The 15,467-nt window shown below is 68.9% G+C and carries 17 protein-coding genes; 9 read left to right on the top strand and 8 right to left on the bottom strand.

Annotation, left to right across the window (positions count from 1 at the left end):
* Positions 1–84 precede the first annotated feature (84 nt).
* On the bottom strand, positions 85–840 hold the full coding sequence (locus P3102_RS20440) for an alpha/beta fold hydrolase (RefSeq protein ID WP_276360929.1): 756 nt from the start codon (positions 838–840) through the stop codon (positions 85–87).
* A 161-nt stretch (positions 841–1,001) separates the two neighbouring features.
* Between P3102_RS20440 and P3102_RS20435 the strand changes: the two genes are divergently transcribed.
* A complete protein-coding gene (locus P3102_RS20435) occupies positions 1,002–1,379 on the top strand; it encodes a hypothetical protein (RefSeq protein WP_276360927.1) in 378 nt (125 codons plus the stop codon).
* On the opposite strand, the gene P3102_RS20430 is transcribed toward P3102_RS20435, so the two are convergent.
* Positions 1,355–2,239, bottom strand: coding sequence for an alpha/beta hydrolase (locus P3102_RS20430; protein ID WP_276360925.1), 885 nt, complete (start codon positions 2,237–2,239; stop codon positions 1,355–1,357). The two genes, P3102_RS20435 and P3102_RS20430, sit on opposite strands and share 25 nt — an antisense overlap.
* 57 nt (positions 2,240–2,296) lie before the next feature.
* On the opposite strand from P3102_RS20430, the gene P3102_RS20425 reads away from it, so the two are divergent.
* Positions 2,297–3,121 carry a helix-turn-helix domain-containing protein gene (locus P3102_RS20425; RefSeq protein WP_276360923.1) on the top strand — a complete coding sequence of 275 codons (825 nt, stop codon included), beginning with the start codon at positions 2,297–2,299 and terminating at the stop codon, positions 3,119–3,121.
* Between the two features lie 113 nt (positions 3,122–3,234).
* Positions 3,235–4,092, top strand: coding sequence for a fructosamine kinase family protein (locus P3102_RS20420; RefSeq protein WP_276360922.1), 858 nt, complete (start codon positions 3,235–3,237; stop codon positions 4,090–4,092).
* A 197-nt stretch (positions 4,093–4,289) separates the two neighbouring features.
* Here P3102_RS20420 and P3102_RS20415 read toward each other — a convergent pair whose 3' ends face one another.
* Together P3102_RS20415 and P3102_RS20410 are read right to left on the bottom strand one after the other, a co-directional pair.
* On the bottom strand, positions 4,290–4,553 hold the full coding sequence (locus tag P3102_RS20415; RefSeq protein ID WP_276360920.1) for an amphi-Trp domain-containing protein: 264 nt from the start codon (positions 4,551–4,553) through the stop codon (positions 4,290–4,292).
* Positions 4,554–4,646: 93 nt separating this feature from the next.
* Positions 4,647–5,243 carry a formylglycine-generating enzyme family protein gene (locus P3102_RS20410; RefSeq protein ID WP_276360919.1) on the bottom strand — a complete coding sequence of 199 codons (597 nt, stop codon included), beginning with the start codon at positions 5,241–5,243 and terminating at the stop codon, positions 4,647–4,649.
* Between the two features lie 51 nt (positions 5,244–5,294).
* Here P3102_RS20410 and P3102_RS20405 point away from each other — a divergent pair, with 51 nt between their 5' ends.
* The gene (locus tag P3102_RS20405) at positions 5,295–5,636 is read left to right on the top strand and encodes a hypothetical protein (protein WP_276360917.1); all 342 of its coding nucleotides are present in this window, start codon (positions 5,295–5,297) and stop codon (positions 5,634–5,636) included.
* Positions 5,637–5,759: 123 nt separating this feature from the next.
* On the opposite strand, the gene P3102_RS20400 is transcribed toward P3102_RS20405, so the two are convergent.
* On the bottom strand, positions 5,760–6,905 hold the full coding sequence (locus tag P3102_RS20400; RefSeq protein ID WP_276360916.1) for a Cmx/CmrA family chloramphenicol efflux MFS transporter: 1,146 nt from the start codon (positions 6,903–6,905) through the stop codon (positions 5,760–5,762).
* A gap of 657 nt (positions 6,906–7,562) precedes the next feature.
* Here P3102_RS20400 and P3102_RS20395 point away from each other — a divergent pair.
* The 5 genes from P3102_RS20395 (at position 7,563) to P3102_RS20375 (ending at position 12,878) form a co-directional block, all read left to right on the top strand.
* The gene (locus P3102_RS20395; RefSeq protein WP_276360914.1) at positions 7,563–7,892 is read left to right on the top strand and encodes a hypothetical protein; all 330 of its coding nucleotides are present in this window, start codon (positions 7,563–7,565) and stop codon (positions 7,890–7,892) included.
* A gap of 123 nt (positions 7,893–8,015) precedes the next feature.
* Entirely contained in the window at positions 8,016–8,384 is a 369-nt protein-coding gene (locus P3102_RS20390) for a carboxymuconolactone decarboxylase family protein (RefSeq protein ID WP_276360912.1), read from the top strand.
* A 245-nt stretch (positions 8,385–8,629) separates the two neighbouring features.
* Positions 8,630–8,995 (top strand): S4 domain-containing protein, encoded by a 366-nt coding sequence (locus P3102_RS20385; RefSeq protein WP_276360911.1) that lies wholly within the window; start codon positions 8,630–8,632, stop codon positions 8,993–8,995.
* A gap of 128 nt (positions 8,996–9,123) precedes the next feature.
* On the top strand, positions 9,124–11,433 hold the full coding sequence (locus P3102_RS20380; protein ID WP_276360909.1) for a cellulose binding domain-containing protein: 2,310 nt from the start codon (positions 9,124–9,126) through the stop codon (positions 11,431–11,433).
* Positions 11,430–12,878 carry a cellulose binding domain-containing protein gene (locus P3102_RS20375; RefSeq protein WP_276360908.1) on the top strand — a complete coding sequence of 483 codons (1,449 nt, stop codon included), beginning with the start codon at positions 11,430–11,432 and terminating at the stop codon, positions 12,876–12,878. The genes P3102_RS20380 and P3102_RS20375 overlap by 4 nt, the downstream gene beginning before the upstream one ends.
* A 79-nt stretch (positions 12,879–12,957) precedes the next feature.
* Here the strand turns inward: P3102_RS20375 and P3102_RS20370 are convergent, their stop codons facing one another.
* The 3 genes from P3102_RS20370 to P3102_RS20360 all read right to left on the bottom strand — a co-directional run bounded on the left by P3102_RS20370 (position 12,958) and on the right by P3102_RS20360 (position 15,362).
* On the bottom strand, positions 12,958–13,791 hold the full coding sequence (locus tag P3102_RS20370; protein WP_276360906.1) for a bifunctional 5,10-methylenetetrahydrofolate dehydrogenase/5,10-methenyltetrahydrofolate cyclohydrolase: 834 nt from the start codon (positions 13,789–13,791) through the stop codon (positions 12,958–12,960).
* Entirely contained in the window at positions 13,788–14,411 is a 624-nt protein-coding gene (locus tag P3102_RS20365) for a cyclodeaminase/cyclohydrolase family protein (protein ID WP_276360905.1), read from the bottom strand. Before P3102_RS20365 ends, P3102_RS20370 begins: the two co-directional genes overlap by 4 nt.
* Positions 14,412–14,531: 120 nt before the next feature.
* Positions 14,532–15,362 carry a peptidoglycan-binding protein gene (locus P3102_RS20360; RefSeq protein ID WP_276360903.1) on the bottom strand — a complete coding sequence of 277 codons (831 nt, stop codon included), beginning with the start codon at positions 15,360–15,362 and terminating at the stop codon, positions 14,532–14,534.
* Between the last annotated feature and the right edge of the window lie 105 nt (positions 15,363–15,467).

Below are 15,467 nucleotides of genomic sequence, written 5' to 3'. Positions count from 1 at the left end.
CGAAACGCTGGTACGAGACGACATCAGGGGTGTGGAGGAAGGGATGGCGACCGTCGGACGACGTCACCGTTGTACGTCCTCCGACTAAGCGACTTCGGGTTCGACGCCGGAGAAGGCCGCTCGCAGCCTGCGGACCCGGGCCCAGAACTCGGTTTCCCGGCCGGATTCGAGAACACCGAGATACCCGCCGGGGACGACACGGCCGATGAACGGACCGGAAGTCCACACCCGCCAGCCGCCCGTCGCGTCGTCACCGGAGGCGGACGCGACGTCGTCGGTCCCGCGTATCGCCGCGATCGGGCACGAGAGCAGTGTCCTGGCCGGCCCCCGGTAGGCGTTCAGCAACTCGAGGTCGCCCAGTAGCAGGTCCAGGGCGTATTCCCAGCTTTCGGGGGAGTCGCGATAGCCCGCGACCGGCGTGAGCCCGGTGCGCCCGAACACCCGGCCGATGGCGGACGCGCCCGCCTTGGCGGTCTTTTCCGGCGAGCGCCGCTGCGGCGCACACGCGTCCACGACGATCAGCGCGCCAGGAGCGACGCCCAGCCGTTGAGCCGTTTCCAGTGCGACAAAGGCGCCCATGCCGAAAGCGATGATCACGGAGCGGGAAAACCAGACCTTCGGTGTCGCGTCGGCCACGAGGGCGGCGAGTTCTTCGAGGGAGGACGCAGGCGTCTCCGCGAGCCGATGCCCGTGTCCGGGATACTCGACGCCCCAGACGTCCGCGCCTGCCGCCCCGGCGAGCGGGCCGAAGGTCTCGAGCGTGCCGCCGGCGGGCGGAAACAGCAGGTGGCCGGGGTCGCGACTGTCTGATGTGGACAGTCGGATGAGTGCGGCCTTCATGATCCGCAAGATACGCGCCGAAGTCCCGGACGGGTGCCGATCTGCGCTCGACCAAGATCATTTCACCCGCCAGGGGGAGCCCGCTTCGAGAAGACCGCTCGGCCGTGTCGTATCTGGCGTTCCCCGTTCGACGTCCTGTCAAGAGCCGGAAGGAGAAAGCGATGAACACCAAAACTCAGACCTCGGCCACGCGGCTCGAACCGGTGGGCCGCACCCTGCCGGTGCTGCTGGCGATGGAGGACGACGCGGAGGACGTCGGCCGCCTGGCCCCGGACGACCGCCTGACCTGTCACGTGCACGGCCGCTGGATCCACCAGTGCGTCGCGTCGCCCCTGCACGTCAACCCGATCACCCGGCACCGCTGGTGCCGTTCGTGTGCGACCGCGTTGACCGTTTCCGTCGACGAGCTGTCCGGCGACGTCACGATGTCCTGCCCTGGCTGCGGCCATGGCGAAAGCGCCGCCTCGGCCAAACTGATCGTCGCGTGCCGGGCCAGCCTGGCCGCCGCTCGCCGTCACTCCGGCGCACGGGCGGCCTGACCGGCCCACTCGAGGACACGCTCGATGATCAGGTCGCGGTCTTCCGGACGGAGATACAGGTAGTGCCCGGCGTCCGGCAGGATTTCGACGTCGGCATGGGGGAGGAGACGTGCGAGTGTCGCGGCGGCGGCGGCCGAATCGTGTACGACGCTGCGGCCGCCGAACAGGGCGAGTGTGGGGACTTCGATGGACCGAAGCGCCGCTTCGCTGGGGACGACCTGGAACGGCACCCGCGCGCGGTAACACCGGATTCCCGCCAGCACCAGCTGGGCGGCGGGCTGGCCGAGGACGTCTTCCCCGGCGGACCATTTCACGTAACGCCGCCACAGGCGCTCGTTGTCGAGTACTGCCGCGGGCAAACCGTAGTGGAACACTTTCCGGGCGAACGGTGCCGAAACGGTGGTTGCGTCCAGCAAGCCGAGGGACGCCAGCCTGCCGGGCGCGTGGATCGCCTGGTTGACCGCATGCCAGCCACCGGTCGAACCGCCCACGAGATGCACCGAAGACAGCTCCAAACTTTCGAAAACGTCGTCGAGAGCGCTCACGCGATCGCGGATGTCCTTGAACGGCAGCCTTTGCACGCTTCTGCCCGCCTCGCCGAGAGTGTCGATCGCGTAGACCGCGTGCCGGTCCGCCAAGGCGGGAAGCAGTGCCGCGTAACAGGCGGAAGTCGCCATCAGCCCCGGCAGGAGGGCGATCGGCGAACCCCCACCGCCGTAGCGGTAGACCCGCGTGCTGCCATGCCGCGTCTCGACGTCGAAGACGTGGCGCGGCTCCGGGCACTCCGCCATCGCGCGGTCGTAGGCGGCGAAGTAGCGCTTCTCGGCCGCCGGATTTCTGAAACCCCCGATTTTTTTCATGCTCCGAACGTTAGGCAGGGCCGCCTTCCCGGTCTTGAACGAAAGTAAGCTGACGGCATGGGCGGATGGGCTCTCGTGGTGCCGCGGCAAGATCTGCTTCGCGCGCCCGGCGAGAGGATTCTCCGGTGGCCGCATCCCCGGCTCGCCGCCCACGTGTCGAGCTATGTCGCGCACGACCTTCCCGACTCCGGCTCGAACTCTTGGCAGGTCACCCCGCTGTCCGTGCTCACGTGGATGATCGACTTCGCGGCCCCGGACCGCGGTCCGGAAATCCCGGATTCGCCGGTGCTGGGGTTGCGGGACCGGCCGCTGCGTCTCGAGCAGGCCGGCGCTTCGCGCGGGATCGTCGTCACCCTGACCCCGCTCGGTTCGTACGCGTTGTTCGGAATCCCATCGCGTGAATTGACGAACGCGGCGGTCGCGACGGCCGACCTGCTGCCCGCCGGGTCGTTGCCCGAGCGACTGGCCGAGGCCGCGGACTGGCCGGAGCGGTTCCGGCTGCTGGACGAACATCTGGCGGGGCGGCTTACCCACGGTCCGGCGCCGGCGGCACCTGTCCGGTACGCGTGGGACCGGCTGTCCGCCGGGCCGGTCCGCGTCGACGCCCTCGCCGGCGAGATCGGCTGGAGCAGGCAGCAGCTCAACGCCCGGTTCCGCGAACAGATCGGACTGAGTCCCCGCACGATCGGGCGGATCGCCCGGCTCAATCGCGTGCTGGCGCTGGTGAACCGGGTGCCGTCCCTTTCGTGGGCGGAGGTCGCGTATTCGGGCGGCTACAGCGACCAGGCGCATCTCGTCCGTGAGTTCCGGGCGTTGACCGGATGCAGCCCGACGGAGGCCGGGAAACCCGGGCTCTTCGTTCCGCCGCGTGACGGCGCGTGAATCGGACGCGGGGCATGATCTCTCCCCTCGAAAAGAGTGAAAGCACGCGGCTCTTCCGGACCGGCATTCCGGACGACGAGCGTTCACGCGATCGGCGGAGGTAGGTTGCGGGCATGACCCTGGTTTCGACGCCTGCCGAGGCTGCCGCGCGGATGACCGGACGAGCCGTCGTAGAGCAGAAGAGTCTCGCCAAGGGAGTGACCGAAGTGCTGCTGGACAGCGGTGACACGGTGGTCGTCAAACGAGGGCACGCCCGGAACGCGACGTCCGCGGAGGTGGCGGGACTGCGATGGCTCGGCGAGCCCGGCGCCGTGCGGGTGCCGGAGGTTCGCGGCCACGACGACGAATGGCTGGTCACGGAGCTGGTCGGCGGTGGGCGGCCGACTCATCACGCGGCGGAGCGGCTGGGCAGGGGGCTCGCGGCGTTGCACGCGGCCGGAGCGCCCGCGTTCGGCGCCCCGCCGCCGGACGGGCCTGTCGACGCGTGGATCGGCCTGGCCCCGATGACGAACACGCCAGGGGAGGACTGGCCGCGGTGGTACACCGAGCACCGTGTCCTGCCCTATGTCCGCCGTGCGGTCGACGAAGGCACTTTGAACGCTGACGAAACCGCTGTCATCGAGCAGGCTTGCGCACGGCTGCCGGAGGTCGCCGGACCGGCGGAACCTCCGGCCCGCCTGCACGGCGACCTGTGGAACGGCAACGTGCTGTGGGGTGCCGTCGAGGCCTCGCTCATCGACCCGGCCGCGCACGGCGGTCATCGCGAGACCGATCTGGCCATGCTGCGGTTGTTCGGCTGTCCGCTGCTCGACCGGGTGCTGGCCGCCTATCAGGAAGTCGCTCCGCTCACCGACGGCTGGACCGGCCGGGTCGGCGCGCACCAACTGTTCCCCCTTCTCGTCCACACCGTCCTTTTCGGACGGTCCTATGCCGGGCAGGCGGTCGCGGCGGCGAGGGCGGTCGGCCGGTAGTTCCGGAGGCGCCGTCCCAGGTCAGTTCGAGACCGGAGAGCGTGAGCAGCTAACCCGTGCGAATACTCAGCCTGGGCCGCGAGGTATGCGAGAACGAAAGCGCGCCGGTCGTAGCGTTGGGTCACTGGCGAACCGTAACGACGAGGCGGGCCCGCCAGCGAAACGCGGGCCCGCATCAATCCTTTGTGGACAGAAGATCAGACGACGGTGCCTTCGGTGTCGTCGTCGGAGTCGGTTTCTTCGATCTTCCACTTCAGCTGGAACTCGACCTCTTCCTCACCGTCGCCGCGCTCGTGCTCGATCGAGAACTGCGCGTGGGCGGGGACCCGGAACCGTTCCCCGGCGATCTGGATGCGGAACGAGGTTTCGGACTCGAGAGCGTCGGCGAGGCGGCGAAGTTTCGCGACGACGTCGGCGGTGGAGTAAACGCGTTCGACGTCTCGGGGAGCGGTTCCGGTCACGGTGTCCTCCAAGGTCCGACACCCTGGCCGGGTGTCCGTGGCGTCATTCAATCGTGTGATCATCGCGTCCGGTCGGCGGGGTCGTCGGCGGGGTCACAGTGACCGGGCGAGACGGAAGCCGACGTCGTCGACACGGAAGGTCGGGTGACTACGACGCCGCACCGAAGCCCGGCAGCTCCAGTGCTCGTCGAACCAGCCACCGCCCCGAAGGACCCGGTACTCGCCGTACACCTCGGCGTCGTACACGTCCCAGCACCATTCCCAGACGTTGCCCAGCATGTCGTGCAGGCCCCACGCGTTGGGCACCTTCCCGCCGACCTCGTGCACGGACTCCGCCGAGTTCTCGCGGTACCAGGCGATCTCGTCGAGTGGTCCGTAGCGAGGACCGGTCGTGCCGGCGCGACAGGCGTGTTCCCATTCCGCCTCGGTGGGGAGGCGGTAGCCGTTCGCGGACCGGTCCCAGGTCGGCGAATCCGGCTCGTAAGCGGGAGTGAGACCTTCGCGTTCCGACAAGGTGTTGCAGATACGGAGGGCGTTCGGCCACGAGACGTCGACGAGGGGGAACCGGCCGGGCTCGTGGGTGACCGGAACCGGGGCGAGCAGGAACGAGGCGACCTCGACCGCCCAGCTCCGCCGTGTGCGCCGGTCCGAAAGCGTTACTTCGCCCGCCGGCACGGTGATCATCTTCATGGTCCGGCCGATGTTACCCAGGTCAGGCCGTCGGCACGCCATGATGGGCGCGTGCCCCTGCTCATCGAGCCCGCCCTGTCCGCCGATACGTTCCGATCGCCACGGCAATCGTGCCTGATCGTCGGCGACAGGCTGGTGCCGCGACCGTGGTGCGTTGACGACGCGAAGGACGTCGAAGCCGCCTTCGCCTGTCCCGTCATCCAGCGTCGGCACGTCCGTCGTGTCGACGGAGCGGACGCGAGCTGGGCGGTGGTCGAAGCGCGCGAAGACCGGCCGGTCGGGCAGGTCGGTCTTCGCGCGCTCTCGCTTTTCGAGGCTTCCGCACAACTGTCCTGCTGGGTCTGCCAGCCTTCCGCGGTGCGGGAATCGCGGAAGGCGCGGTGGCGGCGTTGACGCGGTGGGCGTTCGAAATCGTCCGGCCGCACCGGTTGTTCCTCCTGCGTTCCACCGCGAACGCCACCTCTTTGCCGCGTCGCACGCGGACGGGTGGCACGACGCCCCACCCGCACGCGCGGCTCAGGGGCGAATCAGCACCTTTCTCCGCAGGACGACCGGAAGCGGGACCAGAGCGATCGCCGCGCTGATCCAGATGGCGTGCCGATAGTCCCCGGTCGGCCCCGTGACGAAACCGGCGAGCACCGGCCCGAGGAACGCGCCGGCGTTGAGCGCGACCGTCGCGAACGAACCACCGAGCGTCGGCGCCCCGGGAGTCACGTGCATCACCCGCGCCACGAGTGCGGAACCGCAGCCGAACGAAAGTCCACCTTGGACGGTCGTCAGGACGAACAAGGCGACGGGCTGCGCGCCGGTCGCCGCCAACACCGCCCAACCCACCGGCAGGACGGCCAACGCGAGTACCAAGCCGCGCCGGAGTTCACCGTCGCCCGTACGGCCCGCCACGGTGACGCCGAGGAACGCCCCGACGCCGAAGGCCGCGAGCAGGCCGGAAACCGCCCCGGCCGAGAGGTGGGCGACATCCGTCGCGATGACCGCCAGGAAGGCGAAAGTCGCGAAGGTGGCGCCGTTGACCAAAGCGGCAAGGACCATCGTCTGCCGCACCGGAGGCCTTCTCAACTCCCGAGCTTCGCGCCTGATCGAGACTTCCTGCGGGTCTGCCGCGTCGGCGGGCGCGGAACGGAACACCAACACCAGCGCGGGAAGGCACAACGCGGCGACGGCCCAGAACGCGGAACGCCAGCCCGCGAACTCACCGAGCACTGCTCCGGCCGGCACCCCGGCGACACACGACAGCGTGATCCCCGCCAACAGGACAGCGGTCGCCCGCGCCTGCTTTCCCTGTGGCGCCAGAGCGACCGCGACAGGCATGGCCACGGCGAGGAAACCCGCGTTGACGACCGCCGCGACGACCCGGGTGCCGAACAGCAGCGGAAAGCTCGTCGTCACGGCGCCGATGACGTGCACCACGACGAAGGCGGTCAGGAACCCGGCCAAGGCCCGGCGGCGAGGCCAGCGCGCGCTGAGCACGGCCATGGCCGGGGCGCCGACGATCATTCCGACGGCGTAGGCGGACGTCAGCGCGGCGGCCGCGCCCACTGGGACGGACAGTTCACCGGCGATTCCCGGAACGAGACCGGAAGCCATGAATTCAGAAGTGCCTTGCGCGAAGACGGCAAGGCCGAGGACATGAACGAACAGGGGCAACGGACGACTCCCAGAGAGAAAGTGAGCAGGAGGAAGCCGCGCGCGAGACAGGGAGAAACCCGGCCGGACGCACGGAACAGCGCTCCGGTCACCGGGAAGCGAGAGGGCCGACGCCTAACGGCCGGACACGACGACTCGCCGCCGGATGACCGGCGGCGGGGTTCTGTCCGACTCGGGGCTCGTCACGAGAGCGCACATTACACACGGCCGCCAGCGGGCTTCAACCCGGTTTGCCGGTCACCGAAGAAAACGGGGCCCGTTCCACGTGCCGGAACGCTTTTCGTCGCCCACTCGAATGATGCGGATTAATGCGTTCTGACCTGCGGTTTCGTGATCGTTTCGGTACTGGGAGCGAACTTGGATTCGGTTAACCTCGACTTCATGATTTCCACGGTTGTGTGGGGCACAGGCAACGTCGGTCGCGCCTCTATCCGGGCCGTCGACGCGCATCCGGATGGGGCAACGACATCCTGCCGCTGCTGATCAGCGGGCTCGGCACCACCGTGGACGCGGTTCGCTGCCAGGAGATCTTCGGCTACACCACTTACGACCAGCCGGATTCCGTCCGCTGTCTGGTCGGGGTGGGCCGGCCGATGGACTGTCAGCCGCCGATGCCGGCCCCCCGGTGCCCACGAGGGTCTGGGGCGGGCAGGTGCGGTGATCGCCCGCGGCCTCGGGGGCGATCTGGACGAGACCCGCGAGCCGCTCGATCGCCGTCCGCTCGAGAAGACCGTGACCACGCGGGCGATGGGCGAGTTCGAAGCGGGCACGCAGGGCGCGTTCCGGTTCGAGATACAGGGGATCATGGGCGGCGAGCCGCGCATCGTCATCGAGCACGTCACCCGCATCCACACGTCGTGCGCGCCGGACTGGCCGATGCCGTCCAGTGGCGACGGGGCGCACGGGGTGATCATCGAAGGCCGCCCCAGGATCGAAGTCTTCGGTCGAGGCCACCGACGAGGGCGAGAACCGGTCCGCCGGCGGTAAGGCGACCGTGGTCGGCAGGCTGGTCGGCGCCATCGATTGGCTCGTGGACGCCGAACCGCGCCTCTACGACGCACTTGACGTCCCCTTGCGACCGGCGACCGGCAAGCTCGGAAGGAGCGCGCGATGAGCATCGGCATTCCCGAGGGCAAGGACCCGATCGGCTACGTGTGGGGCGAGATGGTGCCCGGTACCGGTGTCGCGGCCTCGAATCTCTCCCTGGCGGTCTACTCGCACACCACGCTGGGGCTCCGCGAGTTCGAGGCGGCCCGGCTGCGGATCGCGCAGCTCAACGGTTGCGTCTTCTGCTTGGACTGGCGGACCGAACGCGACGGTGTGAAGGTCGAGGCGGAGTCCATCGACGCGGTGACCGAATGGCGCACCACCGACGCGTTCGACTCGGCCGGCCGGAGCGCGGTGACGCAGCCGCCGTATCCGGAACCGATGACGAGCGCCGGGATTCGGGCGGCGTCGGCGATCGAACTTCTCGCGTAAACGGTCCCCCGAGAGCCGCGGCCCCAAGGATAGAACCAGTTCCAGTTATAAGAGGCGGCGGGACAACTGACCAGAAGCGCTTCTCCGTATGATTTCGTCGCGCACTTGATCTTCCTCGCCGTTGATGTCTTAGAACAGGTTATGCCTGTGGCTATGTCGGGTGGCAACGAAGGTGGTGCTTCTTCCCGCGTGCTTGGGCCGGGCACGCGGGCATCGCGACGGCGAATGGGCCACTATGTACTGCTGTGGAGTCCACTCGAGTTGATCGCTGGCTGTGGGCCGTCCGGCTGACCAAGACGCGTCCGGACGCCGCGGCGGCGTGTCGTGGCGGCCATGTCCGCGTGAACGGCAAACCGGCCAAACCCGCGACCACGGTCGTGGCCGGCGACGAGGTCCGTGCACGCGTCAGCGACACGACGCGGATCTTGGAGGTGACCCGGGTGATCCAGAAACGGGTCGGTGCCGCCGACGCCGCAACCTGTTTCATCGACCGGACACCCCCGCCGCCGCCCGAAGCCGCCACGCCGGTCGCGCGACGGGAGCGGGGGGCCGGCCGTCCGACCAAGCGGGAACGCCGTGTGCTCGACCGGTTCCGCTCAGGAGAACAGTGATCGTGCGGCATTCACATATATGGACCTGATTCACATCCATTGACGGGTGACAGTGACGTGAACTATAAAGACGGGGTCCGGGTGTACACGCCGCAACACCTTCCGTCAGTCCGTCACGGAGGTTTCGGGTGTCCCGAAAAAGTCCTCTTCGTCGTGCCGTCCTCCCGGCGTTCGCCGCGGTGGTCGCCACCGCCGCGTTACTGCAGGTACCGCCGGACGCGGCGGACGCGGCGCCGGGGCCCGGTTCGCTGACCGGTCTCGACGTCGGCGCCGCCAAGCGCCGCACGCCGGTCGCCGGGCTCTACGACTGGTCCAAGGCCGGGTACCGGGGTGGTGCCGCGCTGCCAAGCTCCGGTGAAGTGAATCCGAACGCCACCTGTCAGGTCACCGCGGCGGAACTGGCGAGCCAGTACAACGTCAAGCCCGACGACGGCACCGACGACACCACCGGGATCCAGGCGGCGATCGACGGAATCAAGAGCGCGTGCTCGCCGTCCGGCGGCTACACCAAGCTGAGCACGATCACCTTCCCGGCTGGCCGGTTCGACGTCACGCACGAGATCCACGTCGACGCCGACTACCTGATCCTGCGGGGCGCGGGCAAGGACGTCACCAGGTTCGTCTACAGACCCGACACGAACACCCTCTACGACTCGCTCACCCCGGACGGTTCCGACTGGGACGAGGACGGGATGACCTCGGGTGCGGGCAAAGGCGGCTGGCTGTGGCCGGGGCGCGGGCTGTTCCGCGTCCAGTCCAGGGGAGTGCACACCTCCTACGCGAGTGATCACGCTTCGGCGCCCGCGAACCGCAAGGACATCTTCGAGGGCACGATCAACGTCCATTGGAAGGCCGGGGTGAAGCTGCGGGGCAAGCCGGGTGACACCGCCTTCGCCGCGCGGATGGGGGACAAGGTCGTCCACCTGGGGAGCGGCGGTGCCCTGACCTCGTTCGCCGCGGGGAACCTGGTCAACATCCGGGCGGCCAACTCGCAGAGGTTCTACGAGCAGCAGCAGGCCACACCGACCACGTTCCCGTTGCTGAACACGCACATCCGCCAGCAGATCTTCACGATCGCCGCGCTCGATCCCACGGCGCGCACCATCACCCTGGACAAGCCACTCGAGTACGACGTCCCGGTGAACTCCACTTCGGACGGCTCGGCCCCGATCGACGGCGCCGTCTACGACTCGAAGGCGGCGCCGCTGGTCGACCCGGTGGTCGGCGTCGGCTTCGAGAATTTCGGCTTCACCCAGGACATGCCGGGGCTGAACCCCGCCGAGGCGAACAACAACTACGGGAACATGGCGCCCGCCGCGGAGATGCACGGGATCGTGTTCAAGTGGGCGGCGAACTCCTGGGTCCGCGGTATCCGCGCGGAGATGACCGGTTCGCATCCGATCGTCACCGAGGAGGCCAAGAACCTCCAGATCGTCGACAACGAACTCGACGGCTCGTGGAACAAGGGCAAGGGCGGCAACGGCTACTTCCGCGGCTCCCGGGTCTGGGACTCGCTCTATGCCGGCAACACCTCGACCCTGTTGCGGCATTTCACCTTCCAGTGGTCCGCCTCGGGCAACGTGGTGATCGGCAACTCGTTCGACTCCGACCTGAACCTGCACGGAGGCTGGGAGCGCAACAACCTCTTCGAGCTGAACACGGTCAAGGTCCCGTACGCGCACCGTTCGGGGAACTGCCGGGCCCACTGCGGTGAAGAGGGCGGAGGCGGTCCCGACGACTCGAACTGGTTCCCGATCTGGTGGGGCGCGGGCAAGAAGGCCGTCAAATGGTCCGGTGCCACCGGCTACCGCAACGTGTTCTTCAACAACGCCATGACCAAGCAGCTCACGGACAACGGACCGTATAACGACTTCTACGCCGACCGGCACCGTATCCATGTCTTCGGCTGGGACGGCACCGCGTACAAGCACCTCGACGTCAACGGCACACCGATCACCGACTGGGCGAAGAACGAGCAACGGGACTACACCGGTGGACACGGGGTCGACGCGACCAGGACCGACGCCACGTCGTCGCTGTTCCTGAAGTCCGTCGACGGGACTCCGCCGTCCTCGCCGACAAGCCAGCCCTCCACCACGACCACGACCAGTCCGGCTCCCGGTGCGTGCCTGAACGCGGCGTTCATTCGTAAATCGGTGTGGGGCGGTGGTTACGGCGGCGGTTTCACCGTCACCAACAGCTGCCCCGACGCGGTGGGCTCGTGGGCGGTCGAGTTCGATCTGCCCGCCGGGACGACGGTCACCGGTTCTTGGAGTTCGGTGCTGACCAAGACCGGGCAGCACCACCGATTCGGGAACGCGACCCACAACGGAAGCGTCAAACCCGGTGGCACGGCGACGTTCGGCTTCAACGCCGCCGGTCAGGGACTCCCGGTCGCGTGCACGATCGCCGGAACGAAATGCGGAGGCACGGAATGACGAGGAAACGACTGCTCGCCGCGCTCGCGGCCACGGCGTCGGCGGTGGTCCTGTTCGGCGCCGTCGTCACCGCCGAGGCCGCCGCGCCGAGCCTGTCCGCCGCCTTCACCCAGAGTTCGGTCTGGAACAGCGGATACGGCGGCAAGTACACGCTGACCAACGCGGGGGACGCGAACAGTACGCGGTGGACGATCGAATTCGATCTTCCCGCAGGCACCGCGGTCAGCACGTCGTGGAGTTCGGTGCTCACCCGCACCGGACAGCACTACAAGGTCACCAACGCGGGTTTCAACGGCACGATCGAACCGGGCGGGTCGGCGAGCTTCGGCTTCACCACCTCCGGACCGGGCCTGCCGACCGCCTGCACGATCGACGGCAGCCCGTGCGGGGGAGGAGCACCGAGCACGACCACGGTGCCGGCCACCACGACCACGAGCGAACCGCCGACGACCATCACCACGGTCCCGGCGGGTGACGTCGTCGACGTGGGCACCGCGGCCGAGTTGCAGGCCGCGCTGGCGGAGGCGAGCCCCGGCCAGACCATCCGGCTGGCGGCCGGAATTTACCGGGGTTCGTTCGTCGGCACGACACCGGGGACGGCGGTCGCGCCGATCACGGTGACCGGACCGTCGACCGCGGTGCTGATCAACGACGGCCCGTCCGGGGAGGCGCCCTCCTGTCCGGCTCCGGCCGCGGGCTGGGACTCCGGGTACGGGTTCTGGCTCTACGGCGCACCGTACTGGCAGCTCAAGGGTTTCACCGTGCAGGAGTCGAAGAAGGGCATCGTCGCCGACAACTCGCACCACACGCTGATCGAGGGGGTGCGGGTGCACCGGATCGACGAGGAGGCCGTGCACTTCCGCCGTTCCTCGGCCGACAGCGTCATCCGCGACTCGACGATCAGCCACACCGGTCTCGGGCAGGCCGGTTACGGCGAGGGCGTCTACCTCGGCTCGGCGAACTCGAACTGGGCATGCCACGGGAACTCCGGCGGAGTCGACCGCGGTGACCGGATCCAGGTGCTCGGCAATCACATCGGACCATACGTCGCCGCGGAGGCCATCGATGTCAAGGAGGGCACCGCGGACGGCGTGATCCGGGGCAATATCTTCGACGGCCAAGGGGTTTCCGGGCAGAACTCGGCCGATTCCTGGGTCGACGTCAAGGGAACCGGGTACGTGATCGAAGGCAACACCGGCACCTTCGCTTCGCCAGGAACGTTCGCGAACGGCTACGAGACGCACAACCCCGCCACCACCCCGTCGTTCCCGAATGGCTGCGGGAACGTGTGGCGGGACAACAAGTCCGATCTCGGCGGCGTCGGCCAGTACGCCATCAAGATCACGTCGACGTCGAAGTGCGCGGACCGGCCCAACGTCGTCCGCGCGTCCAACACCGTGTCGAGGGCGGTGAGGGGGCTGACCAACATCCCCGTCACACCCTGACTGCTCGCTCGAGTACGAAAGCGTTGCCGACCGGAAAAGGCGGCGAGTCCTCAGTGGACTCGCCGCCGCTTCCGGTGGCTCAGGACTGCGCGGCGGTGACGGTATGCCGCAGCAGCAGCGACGTCGTGACCGGGCCGACACCGCCGGGGACCGGCGTGATCGATCCCGCGATCTCCTCGACGGCCGCCTGGTCGACGTCGCCGACGAGCCCGCCTTCAGGCGTCGGGTTCGTGCCGACGTCGATGACCACGGCACCGGGCTTGACGTGGTCCGCGCCGACGAAGTGCGCGCGGCCGACGGCCACGACCAGGACGTCGGCGGTCTTGGTGACCGACGCGAGATCCTTGGTGCGCGAGTGGCAGACGGTGACCGTCGCGTTCTCGGCGAGCAGCAGCAGCGCGGCGGGTTTGCCGACCACGGTGGAGCGGCCGACGACGGCGACCTGGGCACCGGACAGGGCGACCTGCTCGCGCTTCAGGATCTCCAGCACTGCCGCGGCGGTGGCGGGAGCGTAGGTCGGGAGGCCCGCGGTGAGCCTGCCGAGACTGACCGGGTTGGCGCCGTCGACGTCCTTGCGCGGATCGATGTGCGCGCCGACGTCGTCGAGCGTCACGCCTTCGGGCAGCGGGGTCTGGCAGATGATGCCGTGGACCGACGGGTCCGCGGAGAGCTTGTCGAGTTCGCGGGTGACGTCCTCGCCGGTCGGCTTTTCGAGCTGGACCACCCGGCAGCCGACGCCGACCTTCTTCGCCGCGCGTTCGATCGAGCGCACGTACCAGGCGGTGGCGTCGTCGTCGGTCGGCACGAGCACGGCCAGCGTCGGGACGGTGCCCGATTCGCGTAGTCCGGCGGCGGTCTCGGTGACCTCGGCGGTGATGGCGGCGGCGATCGCGCGCCCGTCGATCAGCGTCATCGGGCGAGCCTTTCGCGTACCTGGGCGATGAGGGCGTCGGCGCGGCCGGCGGCGGGGGTGTATTCGGTGAGCCGGGCCTCGGTCTGCTCGCGGAGTTGCTCGTCCGACATGGACGCGAGGTTGACCTCGACGTTGACCACGCCCGATTCGAGCGCGGATTTGGCGGACGATGCGGCGACCGCGATGTCGGAGATGACGTTCGTGTTGGCACCGTCGAGGATCGAGGCGGCGACGTCGATGACGTCGGCGGCGAGGGCGGCGGTGCGCAGCGGGACGTCGGCGGCGCCGACCAGCGCGGCCTGGATCGCGGCCGAGCGGGCCTGCTTCTCCTCGTCGGTGACCTTCGGGAGCTTGTAGGCCGAGACGACGGCGTCGAAGGCGGCGGCGTCGTCGGCGGCGAGCCCGAGCGCGCGGCGGCGGAGGTCCTCGGCCTTGCCCAGCGCCTCGGTCATGGCGGCCTCGTGCTCGGCGTACTTCGGCTTGCCGATGGTCAGGTTGCACACCATGGAGACCAGGGCGGCACCGACCGCGGCGTTCATCGCGGCACCCGCTCCACCACCGGGCGTCGAGGCCTTCGAAGCCAGCTCGTCGAGCCACTGACCGACCGGTTGAGCCTCCACGCGATGTTCCCTTCCCGCTGGTTTTGCCGTCGCGGGGAAGCCTACCTGGGGGTTCCGGGACAGTCCGAGGCCACCTTCGCGGCGATCGGCCTCGGCGAAGGTGACCTTCGGCCGGCGGGATCACGCCCGCTGGTACTCCTCCCAAGTGAGCTTCGGCGAGACGGCGGGGCCGTCGTCGGCACCGCGGCCGGCGAGGCCGTTGTAGCCGAGGTAGTAGTCACCGGCCTGGTGCTGCGCACCGGAGGACAGGTCCGGATCGGACAGGGCGATGGCGTGGATGTGGTAAGCGAAGCCCTGGGCCGGGGTCCGGACCCAAGCCGCGAAGCCCACCTGACGCAGCTTCCGCGCGACGTCGGTCCGCGTGGCCGAGGACATGCCCTCGACGCCGATGTCGAGCGCGCCGCCACCGTCGTGCGTCCCGGCCGAAGCACCGACGCCGCCGGGGTTGTACGAGCCCTGCGTGATGGTGAGCTGCCTGCCGAGCAGCGCCTCGGCCTTCACCAGCATCGCCTTGGTCCGGGTGTTCATCGTCTTGCCGTGGTAGGTCAGGCGGCTTCCCGCGGAGACCACCGCGGTGACGGTGTACCGGCCCTCGCCCAGCTTCTCGAGCGAGGTCTTGCCCGGCAGGCCGGAGGCGTCGATCCCCGTGTATCCCAGCGACTTCTGATAGCTGGAGTACGCGTTGATCGTCGACGTGCCGAAGTGGCCGTCGACATACTGCTGATCGAGCAGTCCCTTGGCTGCCAGCGCCTGTTCCACCAGCAGCACGCTGTCCTTGGCGCCCGGGGTCACTGCGCTGTCAGCGCGGCGCGGGTCGATCTGCGCGGCCTTCAGCACCGCTTCCATGCCGGCCGCGGGCAACGCGGTCACAGCCACTTCGGCGCCGGCCGGTGCGGCCACGCCGAAGGAGAGCGCGGTCGCTGTCGCGAGCACGGCTACCTTGGTCAACAATTCCTGCCTCCTGAACGGATTCGGTCGTCCGGTCAGCATGGGCGGCGCGAATACAAGGGCCGTACAAACGACCAGCGGCTTGTCACCCGGTCGGGTGTCACTCCG

It is taken from the genome of Amycolatopsis sp. QT-25 (assembly GCF_029369745.1).
Taxonomy (GTDB): domain Bacteria; phylum Actinomycetota; class Actinomycetes; order Mycobacteriales; family Pseudonocardiaceae; genus Amycolatopsis.
Note: the sequence above shows the minus strand (reverse complement) of the source record. Positions and strands in the feature narration are given on the sequence as shown.

Bases quoted from the DNA above. Each gene is read 5' to 3' on its own strand.
- P3102_RS20440 (WP_276360929.1), bottom strand. From the start codon at position 840: ATGAAGGCCGCACTCATCCGACTGTCCACATCAGACAGTCGCGACCCC.
- P3102_RS20435 (WP_276360927.1), top strand. From the start codon at position 1,002: ATGAACACCAAAACTCAGACCTCGGCCACGCGGCTCGAACCGGTGGGC.
- P3102_RS20430 (WP_276360925.1), bottom strand. From the start codon at position 2,239: ATGAAAAAAATCGGGGGTTTCAGAAATCCGGCGGCCGAGAAGCGCTAC.
- P3102_RS20425 (WP_276360923.1), top strand. From the start codon at position 2,297: ATGGGCGGATGGGCTCTCGTGGTGCCGCGGCAAGATCTGCTTCGCGCG.
- P3102_RS20420 (WP_276360922.1), top strand. From the start codon at position 3,235: ATGACCCTGGTTTCGACGCCTGCCGAGGCTGCCGCGCGGATGACCGGA.
- P3102_RS20410 (WP_276360919.1), bottom strand. From the start codon at position 5,243: ATGAAGATGATCACCGTGCCGGCGGGCGAAGTAACGCTTTCGGACCGG.
- P3102_RS20390 (WP_276360912.1), top strand. From the start codon at position 8,016: ATGAGCATCGGCATTCCCGAGGGCAAGGACCCGATCGGCTACGTGTGG.
- P3102_RS20375 (WP_276360908.1), top strand. From the start codon at position 11,430: ATGACGAGGAAACGACTGCTCGCCGCGCTCGCGGCCACGGCGTCGGCG.
- P3102_RS20370 (WP_276360906.1), bottom strand. From the start codon at position 13,791: ATGACGCTGATCGACGGGCGCGCGATCGCCGCCGCCATCACCGCCGAG.